The sequence below is a fragment of the Microbulbifer salipaludis genome (genome assembly GCF_017303155.1).
In the GTDB taxonomy this organism is placed as follows: domain Bacteria; phylum Pseudomonadota; class Gammaproteobacteria; order Pseudomonadales; family Cellvibrionaceae; genus Microbulbifer; species Microbulbifer salipaludis.
Genome location: NZ_JAEKJR010000002.1, coordinates 1,508,320 through 1,521,808, shown reverse-complemented (window position 1 = coordinate 1,521,808; position 13,489 = coordinate 1,508,320). Strand labels below are relative to the sequence as shown.

Sequence of the window (13,489 nt, the reverse complement as noted above, 5' to 3'; positions counted from 1 at the left end):
TTCGGGCTTCCATCAAAAACCAGCTGATATGCAAAGATTTATCGCACGGATCATGGCAACGCTTATGTTGCTGTCTGTCTTCGGACAGGCGGCCGCACAGCCGTGCGCGGAAATGTCAGCGCCGGCGATGGCCAAAGCCACGGTCATGGATATTGATTCCGATATCGACATCCAAGCAGGTCACCACCAGGCGGTGGATAGCGCGCAGACATCCGCACATTGTGGAGATATGCCTGCCGCTCCGTCGCCCAGCGGTACTGATCGCTGTACGCAGTCATCCGATACCGGTGTGAACACCACGGGTGACCCCTGCAGCGCAAGCTGTACTTGTTGCCCCAGCCACTGCGCCACCATTTTGCCGCCAGTGGAAACGGCCGGCATCCCCATGCCTCGCACTTCCCTGCAAGTAACCTACCGGGATCTCGCCTCGTCTGCCGAGCCCGAATCCCTGATCAAACCACCCCGGTCTGCCTGACCCGGGGATCCCTGCGCGCCGACTGGCGCACTTTTCCTCATTCCAAACTGTTGCGATAACCGCGCTCCGAGCTTTGTCATCGCACGCGTTTCGCTGTCGCCCGCACTCCCACTGTCGAAACCGGGCCCAGCACCGTTACCAAAACAGTGCCGTCACGCAAACGTGACCACTACAAGGTTGGAATTGATTTATGAAACAGAATATTTTTCTGCGCAGCCTGGCCATTTCCGCACTGCTCGCATTGACCGCCTGCGCCAAAGCCGATCACGACCACGACCACGACCACGATATGAGCGAAGATAGCGCTGATGTCGCGGCCGTCGCCCCCATCGTCTCTACACTGACCACCTATAAAAGTGCCACTTGCGGCTGCTGTAAATTGTGGGTGGAACACGCCGCCGACAACAGCTTCGAAGTCGACGCACAGAACGTTTCTGACCTGAATGCCGTCAAGGACAAGTACCAGATTGCCGCGGAGTTCCAATCCTGCCACACCAGTGTGTCGCCGAACGGCTATGTTTTCGAAGGGCATATCCCGGCGAAACTGATTCGCCAATTCCTGCAAAACCCGCCCGCGGGTGCCCGTGGCCTGGCGGTACCCGCCATGCCACTAGGCAGCCCCGGCATGGAAATGGGCGACCGCTTCACCCCCTACAAGGTGCTACAGCTCAATAAAGATGGCAGCACCACTGTATATGCGAGCATCGATCGTTTTGAACAACAACACTGAGGTACCGATGAACAAAATCCGAGAACCCCAGATTGCACTACCGGCCCTGTCACGGCGGCGCTTTGTCACCGGGATCGCCGCGGGCGCGGCACTATTGGGCCTACCCGCGGGTGCAAGCAGCGCCACACCCCGTGCTAACCCAACACCGCAAACGCTGCGCGGCAACCAGTTTGATCTGCACGTGAATTATCTGCCGGTGAATTTCACCGGCCGCGAGCGCACCGCAGTCGCCACTAACGGCTCGGTGCCCGCCCCGATCTTGCGCTGGAAAGAAGGTGAAACGGTGACCCTCAATGTCACCAACCATCTAGCACATGATACTTCCATCCACTGGCACGGCATCATCCTTCCCACGGGTATGGACGGTGTGCCCGGGCTCAGCTTCAACGGTATCCGCCCCGGTGAAACCTTTACCTATCAGTTTGAACTGAACCAGAGCGGCACCTACTGGTACCACAGCCACTCGGACTTCCAGGAGCAACAGGGACATTACGGCTCCATCGTTATCGACCCGGCAGAGCCCGACCCAGTCGCCTATGATCGCGATTACGTGGTAATGCTCTCCGACTGGAGTGACGAATCCCCCCACGACATTTACGCCAAGCTCAAAAAAGAGGGGCACTACTACAATCGCCGACGTCGCACCGCCGGCGATCTGTGGGATGAGATCCGCCAGAAAGGGGTCGCCCAGACATGGCAGGACCGCAAGATGTGGAACGAGATGCGCATGTCCGACCGCGATATCTCCGACGTCACCGGTTACACCTATACCTACCTGATGAATGGCCAGACCCCGGATGGCAACTGGATGGCGCAATTCAAGCGGGGAGAGAAGGTCCGCTTGCGCTTTATCAACGGCTCCGCCATGTCGATTTTCGATATCCGGATTCCGGGGCTGAAGATGACGGTGGTGGCGAGCGACGGTCAGAACATCGAGCCGGTTACCGTGGATGAGTTCCGCATCGGCGTAGCGGAAACTTACGACGTCGTAGTTGAGCCGGTGGACGACCGCGCCTATACCCTCTTCGCCCAGACCATCGACCGCAGCGGTTTTGCCCGCGGCACCCTGACACCGCATCCGGAACTGCGCGCCGAAGTCCCGGCGATGGATTACGCCCCGGTCCTCACCCACCGCGATATGGGCATGGATCATTCCGGCCACAATATGGGCGGCATGAGTGGCATGGACCACAGCGGCCACGACATGGGCAGTATGAACGGCATGGACCACAGCGGCCACGACATGAGTAGCATGGGTGGCATGGACCACAGTGGCCACGATATGGGCAGCATGAGCGGCATGGATCACTCCCAGCACGCCGGCATGCAATCCGGTAACGCCGGGCAGTACAGCCTGCACGGTGGACGCCCCGAGCTCGGCGGCATGCAGGGCGTCTGGTTTACCGATGGCCTGGGCCGCGCCGGACACGGTAGCAACAGCCCCATCGTGCACCTGCCTAGCGAATACCGCTACGGCGTGGATATGCGCTCAGAGATGCCCGGCAACGGACTGAATGATCCCGGTATCGGCCTGCGCGATCACGATACCCGCTACGGTCGCCGGGTACTTACCTATGCGGATATCCGCAACCTTACCCCCACCCTCGACAGGCGCGAGCCCACCCGCGAGCTGCAACTGCATCTGACCGGCAATATGCACCGCTACATGTGGTCGATGGATGGGATCAAGTTCAACGATGCCGAACCCCTGATGCTGAAATACGGCGAGCGTATCCGCATCACCCTGGTGAACGACACCATGATGACGCACCCCATTCACCTGCACGGCATGTGGAGTGAACTGGAAACCGGCGACAGCGAGTACATCCCGCGCAAGCATACAATCATTGTGCAGCCGGGCTCCCAGATCAGTTATCTGGTGACTGCCGATGCCTACGGCCGCTGGGCCTACCACTGCCACCTGCTGTACCACATGCCCGGCATGTTCCGCGAAGTAAGAGTGGTATGAGGACAATGCAAATGAACAGAAAAACCCTACTGGCATTAACCCTGGCGGCGCCGCTGGCGCACGCCGCGGAAGAATCGCACACACAGCACACCCATTCGATGCAGGACGATGAACACGCGGCCCATCAGCACATGGGGCACGGCTATCCGGCACCGCAAGAGGCCAGCGCAGCCGCTGCACCAAACCTCCGTCACGCCCCCAACGAACCCGATCACGTGATGGACCACGAGGTGCTACTGACCAAGGTCACCATCGACCAGCTGGAGGCACGCGAGGACGATGGCAGCGCGCTGGAAGGCAGCGTGTGGTTCGGCGGCGACAAGCACAAGGCATGGTTCAAGACGGAAGTCGAACGGGCGGAAGGCGAAACGGAAAAAGCCGAATTGCAGGCACTGTACAGCCGCGCCATTGCCCCCTACTGGGATATCCAGATGGGCGTGCGCCACGACTTCGAACTGGAAAGCGACAGTCGCAACTGGGGCGTCCTTGCCCTGAACGGGCTCGCGCCCTACTTCTTCGAGGTCGACACATCGCTGTTTGTCGGCGAGGACGGGGAGACCGCCCTACGTGTGGAGGCCGAGTACGAGCTCCTATTCACTCAGCAGTGGATTTTAAGTCCGGAAATTGAAGTGAATTTCTTCGGCCAGAACACACCTGAAACCCATACTGGGTCCGGACTTTCCGACGTTGAAGCCGGCCTACGCTTACGCTACGAATTCACTCCGCAGTTCGCGCCTTATATTGGTGTCAATTATGAGAAGAAATTCGGTAACACCGCGGACTTCGCCCGTGACGACGGCGAGGCCACCAGTGAAATGACCTGGGTAATCGGGCTGCACGCCTGGTTTTAGTCAGGTAATCGGGACTTGTAATTTATCGCACTAAAAGGATCCGCGGACTTTCCTCTAATCCAGGCAGAACTCAAGCTCGGAGAATGGACCGCGGATCTTTTAAAAAACTTGGAGATAATCATGAACACCTTCAACAAGCTGCTCTGCACTTTCACCCTCATCGCCGCGAGCACCGCTCAGGCCCATGACCCTAGCATGCATAAGGAAAACACAGAAAAGGCAAACTGTGCTGCGATGAAGGAGATGGATCACTCGACAATGGATGCCGATGATCCAGTCATGCAGGCGATGATGAAAAAGTGCGCAGAGCAGATGCAACATGCGGAGCGAGACAGTCACTCTGAGCATGCTCATCACGGTGAAGGCCATGACCACGAAGACACGCCGAAACCGCAAAAGCTTGAAGAGAAATAAGAATTGGGGGGCGACAGCCCCCTTTCCTATTGGAGGAATATTTTGACAGCACTAAAGACACTGCTACTCACAATTCTAATTGTAGCCGCTGGACTACTAACGTTCGTCTACTCCGGCAGCTACCCCATGGGCGCCGACGTACCGCACACCAAATTCACCCACTGGCTGCTGGAGACTCTGCGCGAGAAGTCCATCGCACGCGCATCACGGAACGTGCAGCTACCGGAACTCAAGGACCCGGAACTGCTGCTTTCAGGCGGCGCCGACTACAACGACATGTGTGCGGGCTGCCACCTGAAACCGGGTGTGACAGAGAGTGATTTCAGTCTCGGTCTCTACCCGGCACCGCCTGACCTCACCAAGCCGGGAAGCGGCGACCCGCAACAACGCGTGCGCCGACAATTCTGGATCATCAAGCACGGCATCAAGGCCTCCGGTATGCCCGCCTGGGGCCCCACGCACGACGACGGGCGCATCTGGGCTATGGTGGCATTCTTGCAGAAGCTTCCTGACTTGACGCCACAGCAATACCAGATCATTACTGCACGCGATGAAGAAGATTCAGGTCATCACTGACAGGAAAAATTGAACTGCAAGAACTGTTCAAATCCATTCACACATCAGGATCCTGCATCCTGCTCAGCGCTGTGCGCCCGCCATGGCACACAGCGCTGAGCCGCTCGCGGATTTAGATCCGGCACTGTTTTCCTGACTGGAAACCATGGGGCTCACTCGCATGGGTGACGACGGGAAGATCGTGCATGTGCACTGGTCCAGAAAATAAGAAGAAGGTTTTTTTCGCGGTCGTGGACCACTCCTGCAAAAGCTGTAGGAGCAGCCCATGACCTAGACCTTCGCCTACACCAGAATACCCTCTATGCCACCACCAAAGTCCCGCGATACATCTGCATCTGACAGGCAAAGGGGTATTCCCCCGCTTCCATCGCCGGCAGTTTTACCTCGGTCTCCTCGCCCACCGCTAGCTGCGCGCTTACATCCAGATCTGCGAACACCACATATTCGGCACAGGGACTAGGATCCTCTCGAAGGAAGTGCAACGTAGTTTCCTCATGGGCGGGTACTTGAATTCGCTCCGGCTCATAGACCCCATCCTTGACCATAATCACGGATGCGGCGGGAGCCACGGCCGCCGGCGCCGCCCTTTTACTCAACCAGAACCACCAGACGATGCCAACGATCAGTGCCAAACCCAGCAGATTGATCAACAAATTCATGCGTTTATCTCCGAAGGTTTGAATAGGCGCAGCCGGTTGGCATTGCTGACCACGGTCACTGACGAGAGCGCCATGGCCGCACCAGCGATTACCGGGCTCAGCAGGCTTCCAGTGATCGGATACAAAAGTCCAGCGGCGATAGGAATACCTAGGATGTTATAGATAAAGGCACCAAACAGGTTCTGTTTAATGTTGCGTAACGTCGCTCGCGAAAGCTCGATCGCGTCAGCCACGCCGTGCAGCGATGAACGCATCAGTGTAACGTCGGCGGTCTCGATGGCTACGTCGGTGCCCGCACCAATCGCAAAGCCGACTTCCGCACGCGCCAGCGCCGGAGCATCGTTGATGCCATCACCGGCCATACCTACGTGCCCGCCCTTCGCCTGCAGATCGGCGACAATGTTCTCTTTGTCCTCTGGCAGCAGTTCCGCATGCACGCAGTCTATGCCCAACTGCGTCGCCACCGCTTCTGCTGTGGCTCCGTTATCACCGGTGAGCATCTGGATTTCAAGGCCGAGGTTTTTCAAGCGCTGAATGGCGGATCTTGCGTCTGAGCGCAGCGGATCCGCCACCGCGATCAGGCCGGCAGCTTTGCCGTCGATCGCCGCATACATGGCGGTGCGTCCCTTGCCAGCCAGTGCTTCGACGGCCGCCTGCCAATGGTCGACATCAACATTTTCGCGCAGCATCAGTTTGCGGTTACCGAGCAGCAGCTTGTGACCATCCACCTCTCCGCGCACGCCGTGTGCAATAATGGCCTCAAAGTGCTGCACCGTGCTCAGGCGTATACCCCGCTCTTGCGCCGCATCCACTATGGCCTCCGCTAGCGGGTGTTCCGAGGCCTGCTCCAGACTAGCCACGAGGCGCAGCAACTCGTCTTTGTCGCCTTCGGTTTCGAGGTCGGTAACTTTGGGGGCGCCCTCGGTCAGTGTGCCGGTCTTGTCTACCACCAGCGTGGTCAGTTTACTCGCCTGCTGCAGAGCCTTCCCGTTACGTACCAGCACGCCGTGTTCTGCACCCTTACCAACGCCGACCATTACCGACATGGGTGTGGCCAACCCCAGTGCGCAAGGGCAAGCGATAATCAACACTGAGGTGGCCACCACAAGCATATGCGCGACCTTGGGCTCCGGCCCCCAGTTAAACCAGACCAGTGCCGCCAGCACGGCGATCACCATCACTACCGGCACGAAGACCGCGGAAATCCTGTCCGCCAGCCGGGCTATCGGGACGCGTGAGTTCTGCGCGTTCTTCACCATCTCAATGATCTGTGCCAGTCGGGTCTCGGAGCCGACTTTTTCCGCAGTGAACAGCAGGCTGCCATTCTTGTTTAGGGTGCCGGCGGAGAGGAAATCGCCCTGTGCCTTCTTCACCGGTACCGGTTCACCAGTGAGCATGGACTCGTCCACCAGGCTGCTGCCCTCAAGCACTGTGCCGTCCACCGGAATCTTCTCCCCAGGGCGCACCCGCAACCGGTCGCCCAGCTGTACCTCACCCACCGGCACATCCACCTCTTCACCGTTATGTAGCACTCGCGCACTGACGTCTTGAAGTTGCAGTAGTTTTTCAACTGCCGCGCTGGTGCGGCCTCGGGCTCGCACCTCCAGTGCCTGACCCAGGTTGATCAGTCCGATGATCATGGCACTGGCTTCGAAATACACGTGGCGTGCCATCTCCGGCAGCAGCTGCGGCGCCACTACCACCAGCATGGAAAACAGCCAGGCTGTGCCGGTGCCCAGTGCGATCAACGTGTCCATGCTTGCATTGTGGTGGCGAAAAGCCTTCCAGGCACCGGTGAAGAAGTGACCGCCGCAATATATGAGCACCGCAAGAGTGGCAAGCCCCACAAGTCCCCAGGCAATCTGTTGCGCCGGCGCATGCACTGACATCTCGCCAGTGATCAGCCCCCATGCCATCAGTGGCAGCCCTAAAGCCAGAGCCAACCCAGCGCGCCACAGTAAGTCTCGGTAATGTTTTTGGTCCGCCTCGCGTTGCTGCTCGCGCAGCTCACGATCACTGACAGTCGCCAGCTCAGCGCCGTAGCCGGCTTGCTCGATCGCCAACACGCAGGCATCCGCATCAACGCGGCCATTTACTGAGGCAATTTTCTCGGCCAGGTTGACCCTCGCCTGTATCACACCTGGCACTTGGTTCAACGCCGTTTCAATCTTGTTCACGCAGCTGGCACATGAGGCGCCGTGCAGGGTAAACACCTTTTTGCTCTCAATCATTTTCCCATCCTAGTTCGTGATCAGTGAATGGCACTCTAGGTGCTTGCGGTAATGAAAAGGCAAGCTCAAACACTACTTACCCGACATTCTCCCACCCAATACGTCAAAAGTATGCGAGCCGAGGATATACAGGGAGCAATCTACTGCAGATCCGCGATAAAGTAACACTTCGCCATAGAATGATTGAAATTTGGCCTGGCATCTTCGACCTCTTTCTAACATTGATTGATACATACAGATCCCATCAGACTAAGTGAAAAAACTTCTCATCAATAATTGATGAATGAAGAATCCAGCAACCAAAAGAAGAAGACCAAATAGATATGATATTGCAAATCCGTAATTCAACTTTTCTGCGAGGAAGAAAGGGAGAAAAAACAGGTAGGAAATAGGGACACCCACGATAATACTTCTTGCAAATTGGATCGAGGTTCCAGAGTCCCTGTGCTCCACAAATGAAAAAATGAGAGCCAACATAGAAACCAGCGGCAGTGCGACAATGAACCCAGCGAGCTCAGGTCGCTTCTCTGAGAGCCAAGACGTGAAAGCGATAACACATGCGGCAATGATAACCTTCGCGAACATAAACACCGTTGTGCATCCTGCAATCATGATGAAAGTTCATATTGTAGATTGTATGCCTGAAGGGCCTCAGCACTAGCTGTACGAAGCGCCTCCAAGTCAACACTAGCTTTTTTAGTGTTCTACAACACCGAAAGAAAGGAAGTAACCTTCTGTGCTAAGGAACACCTGTAACTCCTGCTCACCATCAGCGGTGTCAGCTTTCGTAGTCACGACCCATTGACGCTGGTTGTTAACCCGCGACATTGATGCATTGACGGGTTTACCAGCGAAGACATTGTCAACCTTCCCTTCTTTGATCAGACGATCAATTTCCTTACTGGCCAACCCTTCCGCTTCCATCATGGACACGGTCGTCTTGTCGTGACTATGTGTGCCATGGGCGAAAAGCTGCATGGAAAAAAGTAGGGAAGCCAAAATGCTAACAATGCAAAAGAGTTTTTTCATGTCGTTCTCCTGGGAAATTTTGAGATTTTCTCGGTTGTTAAAAGGGTTATTGCTTCAGGCCTATTACGCTGTAAAAGCCTTTGGTTTTTAGGGTAATGGTGACAGCTTGGTCGCTCTGATTTTTCCAGTACCACCCATGAGACCCGTCAAACGGGGTGGTCAGGGAGCCGCTCATCTCAGTGGCCGTGGCGATCGCGAAGCTTTCGAAGTAGCCAGTGGTATCACCAGTAGGCTCACCGTGAAAATCGAGGTAGAGTTGGCCGTTTTCTGCGGTCCATTCGTATTCCATGTGACCATGCTTGGCAAGGTGGAGTTTGTACTCCAGGCCTTTGCCTGCAGGTACTTCGATGATGACGCTGTCGGAACGGTATTCAAATTCCTGCCCCTCACGCTCAACCTGCTCCGGGACTGCAGTTGCTACTGCTTCCGTATTCAACTCTGTCAGACCAAGGGCTCCGCCAATACCAGTGGGGTCGATGTTGTATTCCGCTGGCAGGATAATGGTAGTCAAGGTGATGGCGGCCAGTATGGCGGCACCCAGGGTAGCCTTGATCAAAGTTCTGGCCGATTGCACCGGCAAATCAGTCTGTTGCATGGTATTACCTCTCTAATATTCGTCTGTATTCTTCTTGATTCGTTGATCAGCCAACGAAGTAGCCGGTCATCTGAAAGCCCACCAGCATCATGCCGCCGCTCATCAACAGCGCATTAGTTGCCGTGGAGAAGCGCAGGAAGCTGTCAAACCGGCGCCAGTAATTGATCGCGAGGAGGATGAAGGCAAGTGCCAGGAACTGACCAAGCTCAACGCCCGCATTGAATGCGAGAATATTGGCCACCAAGCCGTCTTGAGAAAACTCGAACTCCTGCAGCTTGGTCGCCAGACCAAAGCCGTGGAACAGACCGAAAATCAGCACGGCGGCTTTGGTATTCGGCTGGTATCCCAACATCCGCTTGAAACCACCCAGATTGTCAAAACCTTTATAGACAATGGACAGACCTATGATCGCGTCGATCAGATAGGCGTTGACATGGGTGTCATTCAATACGCCAAACAGCAGCGTCAGGCTGTGGCCCAGGGTGAAGAAACTGACATAAATCAGTACATCTTTGGAGCGATACAGGAAGAAGATAACCCCCACCAGAAACAGTAGGTGGTCATACCCCGTTACCATGTGTTTGGCACCGATGTAGAGGAACGGAATGATGGATACACCTTCATTGCCTTCCAAAAATACTTTTGTAGCGTCGTCGATGCCATGCGCGAATAGTGGCATCGAAACCAGCATGCTGATTCCGACTGCCAGTAATCCCAGCACCCACTTACCGCGGTCGAGTAATGACCTGTTGAACATTATTGATACCTCCGGTTAATTATTCGTTGCATTTGCTATCACGCGTTCCCTGCTGGACTGACCGCTTTATCGGCCTCCGATGATTCCTGTGCCGCCTCGTTACCATGCAGTATCCGGTAAAGCGCCGGTAGCACGACCAGTGTCAATATCGTTGAGGAAATGATGCCGCCGATCACCACTGTCGCCAACGGACGCTGCACCTCTGAGCCGATTCCCGTGTTGAGCGCCATGGGCACGAACCCCAGCGACGCCACAAGCGCAGTCGTGATAACCGGCCGTAACCGGATCAGGGCACCTTCGACAATTGCTTTATCGACGCTGTAGCCTTGGTGGCGAAGGTCACGGATAAACGAAACCATGACCAGCCCGTTAAGAATGGCGACACCCGATAGCGCGATAAAACCTACCGCGGCAGAAATAGAGAACGGGATATCACGCAACATCAACGACAGCACACCGCCGGTCAGAGCCAGGGGCACACCGGTAAAGATGATTCCGGCATCTTTGAATGAGCCCAGAGCCAGTAGCAGCAATCCCATAATCAAAGCCAGAGTCACCGGTACCACAACGGACAGGCGCTGTGCCGCTGACTGCAGTGTCTGGTAGGTGCCGCCGTATTCAATCCAGTAACCAGCAGGCATTTCAACATTGTCGGAAATCGCCCGCTGCACATCCGCAACAAAGCTACCAAGATCCCTGCCCCGAACATTGGCCGTGACCACCACGCGGCGCTTCCCGTTCTCACGGAACACCTGATTGATACCGGTAACCAGCTCCAGCGACGCTACTTCTTCGAGCGGGACATAATCGCTATTCGCACGATGGATGGGTAACCTGGCCAGACCGTCGACATCACCGCGCAGGGCTTCCGGCAAGCGCACCACGATATCGGTCCTGCGGTCGCCCTCGTAGAAGCGCCCGGCCACGGTACCGCCCATCGCCGTCGCCAGCTGGTCCTGCACAGCATTCACATCCAGGCCGTACTGCGCCAATGCCGCACGATCCGGCACGATGGTGAGCAGCGGCAAGCCGGTGGTCTGCTCCAGCTGGATATCGGCAATGCCTTCCACGTTCCCGATCGCTGCCTCAATCGCATTGCCCAGCTCTTCGAGCTGTGCAAAGTCATCGCCAAAGACCTTGATCGCCAGCTCCGCACGAACCCCCGCGAGTAACTCGTTAAAACGCATCTGAATGGGCTGCAGGAATTCGTAGCGGTTGCCCGGCACGGGTTCTACAAGCTCCGCCAGCTCATTGACGAACTCTTCTTTGGGCTTGTCCGGGTCGGGCCACTGATCGCGCGGCTTGAGAATGATGAAGTTGTCCGCAACACTCGGCGGTACCGCATCGGTGGCCACTTCTGCAGTACCGATTTTGGCAAATACCCGCTCGACTTCGGGCAGTTCCCGAATGCGCGATTCAAGGGATTCCTGCAGGGAAACCGCCTGATCCAGGGAAGTGCCGGGAATCCGCAATGCATGCATAGCGATATCGCCTTCGTCCAGGTTCGGCACAAACTCACTGCCCAGACGCGTGGCGGCATAGCCAAACACCAGCACCAGTGCGGCAGCCACCGCTACCACGAGAAAACGGGCGCGAATCGCAAACTCCAGCACCGGGCGATACCAGTCGCTCAGCTTATTGAGTGCCCGGTTTTCCTTCTCTTCCACTGGCTTGCGGAACAACAACGCAATGCAAGCGGGAACAAACGTCACGGACAACAACATCGCTGACAGCAGTGCAATAACTACCGTGGTCGCCATCGGGTGAAACATTTTTCCTTCCACGCCGGACAGCGCAAAGATCGGCAGATACACCGCGGTAATGATGAACACCCCGAACATGGCCGGACGAATCACCTCTCGGGTGGCCTGATAAACCAGCTCCAGGCGCTCTTTTACATCCAGCGCACCATTCTCCCGACTGGACTGGCTCAAGCGCCGCAGGCAGTTCTCGACAATGATGATGGCTCCATCCACCAGCAACCCGAAGTCCAGTGCACCCAGGCTCATCAAATTGGCACTGACCCGCGTCTGTACCATTCCCGTAACAGTCATCAGCATGGCGATGGGGATCACCAGTGCCGTAAGAACAGCCGCGCGCACATTGCCCAGCAAAAGGAATAGGATGACGATGACCAGCAACGCGCCCTCAAGCAGGTTGGTCCGCACAGTGCGCAGGGTTTTATCGACCAGGCCAGTGCGGTCGTAAACAGCAGTTGCAGTAATACCCGGTGGCAGGCTCGCCTTCACCTCATCAAGCTTTTTACCCACGGCGTGTGCGACAGTACGACTATTTTCCCCCACCAGCATGAAGATGGTACTCATGACCACTTCACGACCGTTCTGGGTAGCGGCACCGGTGCGCATTTCACGACCCTCACCGATCTCGGCAACGTCGCCTAGACGTACCGGCACACCGTCAACTTCCGCCACCAGAAAGTCTTTCAGGGTCTCTACGGTCTCGGCCTGGCCGGGAACACGCAGCAGCCACTGAGCACCACTGTGCTCAATAAAGCCGACACCGCGATTCTGGTTGTTCGCCTCAATCGCGCGGATCAGATCTTCCTGAGTCAGGCCGAACGCCAGCAGGCTTTCAGGCTCGATCGCGACAAGAATTTCGCGCTTGAAGCCTCCAATCGGATTGACCTCGACCACACCGGGAACACGTAACAACTGAGGACGAATAATCCAGTCGTGCACCGTGCGAAGATCCGTGGGTGTCACTTCAGAACCATCTTCATTAGTCGCGCCAGGTTCCGCATCCACGGTGAACATGAAAATCTCACCGAGGCCGGTAGCAATAGGCCCTAGTTCCGGTTCAAGCCCCGAAGGAAGTGCACTACGCGCACTGGCCAAGCGCTCGTTGACCAGCTGGCGTGCGAAATAGATGTCGGTTCCGTCTTCAAAAATCACGGTGACCTGGGAAAGACCGTAACGTGACACCGAGCGGGTATACGCCAGGCTCGGGAGCCCGGCCATCGCATTTTCCACCGGGAAGGTCACCCGCTGTTCGACTTCAAGCGGTGTGTAGCCCGGTGCTTCGGTATTGATGACCACTTGCACATTGGTAATATCGGGTACCGCGTCGATCGGCAACCGGGTAAAGTTCCAAATGCCCAACCCACATAGCAAAGCGACGACGGCCAGCACCAGCACGCGGTTGTGGATCGAAGTCCGAATCAGGTACTCAAGCATGTCGAATCC

General features: G+C 56.5%; 12 protein-coding genes. 6 read left to right on the top strand and 6 right to left on the bottom strand.

The window, feature by feature from the left end; genetic code table 11:
* The first annotated feature begins 64 nt into the window (after window positions 1–64).
* The 6 genes from JF535_RS12070 to JF535_RS12045 all read left to right on the top strand — a co-directional run bounded on the left by JF535_RS12070 (window position 65) and on the right by JF535_RS12045 (window position 5,015).
* Window positions 65–475 (top strand): hypothetical protein, encoded by a 411-nt coding sequence (locus JF535_RS12070; RefSeq protein ID WP_207002417.1) that lies wholly within the window; start codon window positions 65–67, stop codon window positions 473–475.
* Between the two features lie 190 nt (window positions 476–665).
* Complete coding sequence (locus tag JF535_RS12065; RefSeq protein WP_207002415.1) at window positions 666–1,205, top strand: DUF411 domain-containing protein; 540 nt, start codon at window positions 666–668, stop codon at window positions 1,203–1,205.
* A gap of 7 nt (window positions 1,206–1,212) precedes the next feature.
* Complete coding sequence (locus JF535_RS12060; RefSeq protein WP_207002414.1) at window positions 1,213–3,174, top strand: copper resistance system multicopper oxidase; 1,962 nt, start codon at window positions 1,213–1,215, stop codon at window positions 3,172–3,174.
* 11 nt (window positions 3,175–3,185) lie between these two features.
* Window positions 3,186–4,025: a copper resistance protein B gene (locus JF535_RS12055; RefSeq protein ID WP_242523811.1), complete on the top strand. Its 840-nt coding sequence runs from the start codon at window positions 3,186–3,188 to the stop codon at window positions 4,023–4,025.
* A 120-nt stretch (window positions 4,026–4,145) separates the two neighbouring features.
* Window positions 4,146–4,439, top strand: coding sequence for a hypothetical protein (locus tag JF535_RS12050; protein ID WP_207002412.1), 294 nt, complete (start codon window positions 4,146–4,148; stop codon window positions 4,437–4,439).
* 42 nt (window positions 4,440–4,481) lie between these two features.
* Window positions 4,482–5,015, top strand: a complete 534-nt coding sequence (locus tag JF535_RS12045) for a c-type cytochrome (protein ID WP_242523810.1) — start codon at window positions 4,482–4,484, stop codon at window positions 5,013–5,015.
* A gap of 299 nt (window positions 5,016–5,314) precedes the next feature.
* Here the strand turns inward: JF535_RS12045 and JF535_RS12040 are convergent, their stop codons facing one another.
* The 6 genes from JF535_RS12040 to JF535_RS12015 form a co-directional block, all read right to left on the bottom strand.
* Window positions 5,315–5,674, bottom strand: coding sequence for a cupredoxin domain-containing protein (locus JF535_RS12040; protein WP_207002410.1), 360 nt, complete (start codon window positions 5,672–5,674; stop codon window positions 5,315–5,317).
* The gene (locus JF535_RS12035; RefSeq protein WP_207002408.1) at window positions 5,671–7,905 is read right to left on the bottom strand and encodes a heavy metal translocating P-type ATPase; all 2,235 of its coding nucleotides are present in this window, start codon (window positions 7,903–7,905) and stop codon (window positions 5,671–5,673) included. The genes JF535_RS12040 and JF535_RS12035 overlap by 4 nt, the downstream gene beginning before the upstream one ends.
* 696 nt (window positions 7,906–8,601) lie before the next feature.
* Entirely contained in the window at window positions 8,602–8,934 is a 333-nt protein-coding gene (locus JF535_RS12030; protein ID WP_207002406.1) for a DUF6488 family protein, read from the bottom strand.
* Between the two features lie 46 nt (window positions 8,935–8,980).
* A complete protein-coding gene (locus JF535_RS12025; protein WP_207002404.1) occupies window positions 8,981–9,529 on the bottom strand; it encodes a hypothetical protein in 549 nt (182 codons plus the stop codon).
* Between the two features lie 46 nt (window positions 9,530–9,575).
* Window positions 9,576–10,286, bottom strand: coding sequence for a HupE/UreJ family protein (locus tag JF535_RS12020; RefSeq protein WP_207002402.1), 711 nt, complete (start codon window positions 10,284–10,286; stop codon window positions 9,576–9,578).
* Between the two features lie 38 nt (window positions 10,287–10,324).
* Window positions 10,325–13,480, bottom strand: coding sequence for an efflux RND transporter permease subunit (locus JF535_RS12015; RefSeq protein WP_207002400.1), 3,156 nt, complete (start codon window positions 13,478–13,480; stop codon window positions 10,325–10,327).
* Between the last annotated feature and the right edge of the window lie 9 nt (window positions 13,481–13,489).

Coding starts and splice junctions, on each gene's coding strand:
- JF535_RS12070 (WP_207002417.1), top strand. CDS start 65: ATGTTGCTGTCTGTCTTCGGACAGGCGGCCGCACAGCCGTGCGCGGAA.
- JF535_RS12065 (WP_207002415.1), top strand. CDS start 666: ATGAAACAGAATATTTTTCTGCGCAGCCTGGCCATTTCCGCACTGCTC.
- JF535_RS12060 (WP_207002414.1), top strand. CDS start 1,213: ATGAACAAAATCCGAGAACCCCAGATTGCACTACCGGCCCTGTCACGG.
- JF535_RS12055 (WP_242523811.1), top strand. CDS start 3,186: ATGAACAGAAAAACCCTACTGGCATTAACCCTGGCGGCGCCGCTGGCG.
- JF535_RS12050 (WP_207002412.1), top strand. CDS start 4,146: ATGAACACCTTCAACAAGCTGCTCTGCACTTTCACCCTCATCGCCGCG.
- JF535_RS12040 (WP_207002410.1), bottom strand. CDS start 5,674: ATGAATTTGTTGATCAATCTGCTGGGTTTGGCACTGATCGTTGGCATC.
- JF535_RS12035 (WP_207002408.1), bottom strand. CDS start 7,905: ATGATTGAGAGCAAAAAGGTGTTTACCCTGCACGGCGCCTCATGTGCC.
- JF535_RS12030 (WP_207002406.1), bottom strand. CDS start 8,934: ATGAAAAAACTCTTTTGCATTGTTAGCATTTTGGCTTCCCTACTTTTT.
- JF535_RS12025 (WP_207002404.1), bottom strand. CDS start 9,529: ATGCAACAGACTGATTTGCCGGTGCAATCGGCCAGAACTTTGATCAAG.
- JF535_RS12020 (WP_207002402.1), bottom strand. CDS start 10,286: ATGTTCAACAGGTCATTACTCGACCGCGGTAAGTGGGTGCTGGGATTA.
- JF535_RS12015 (WP_207002400.1), bottom strand. CDS start 13,480: ATGCTTGAGTACCTGATTCGGACTTCGATCCACAACCGCGTGCTGGTG.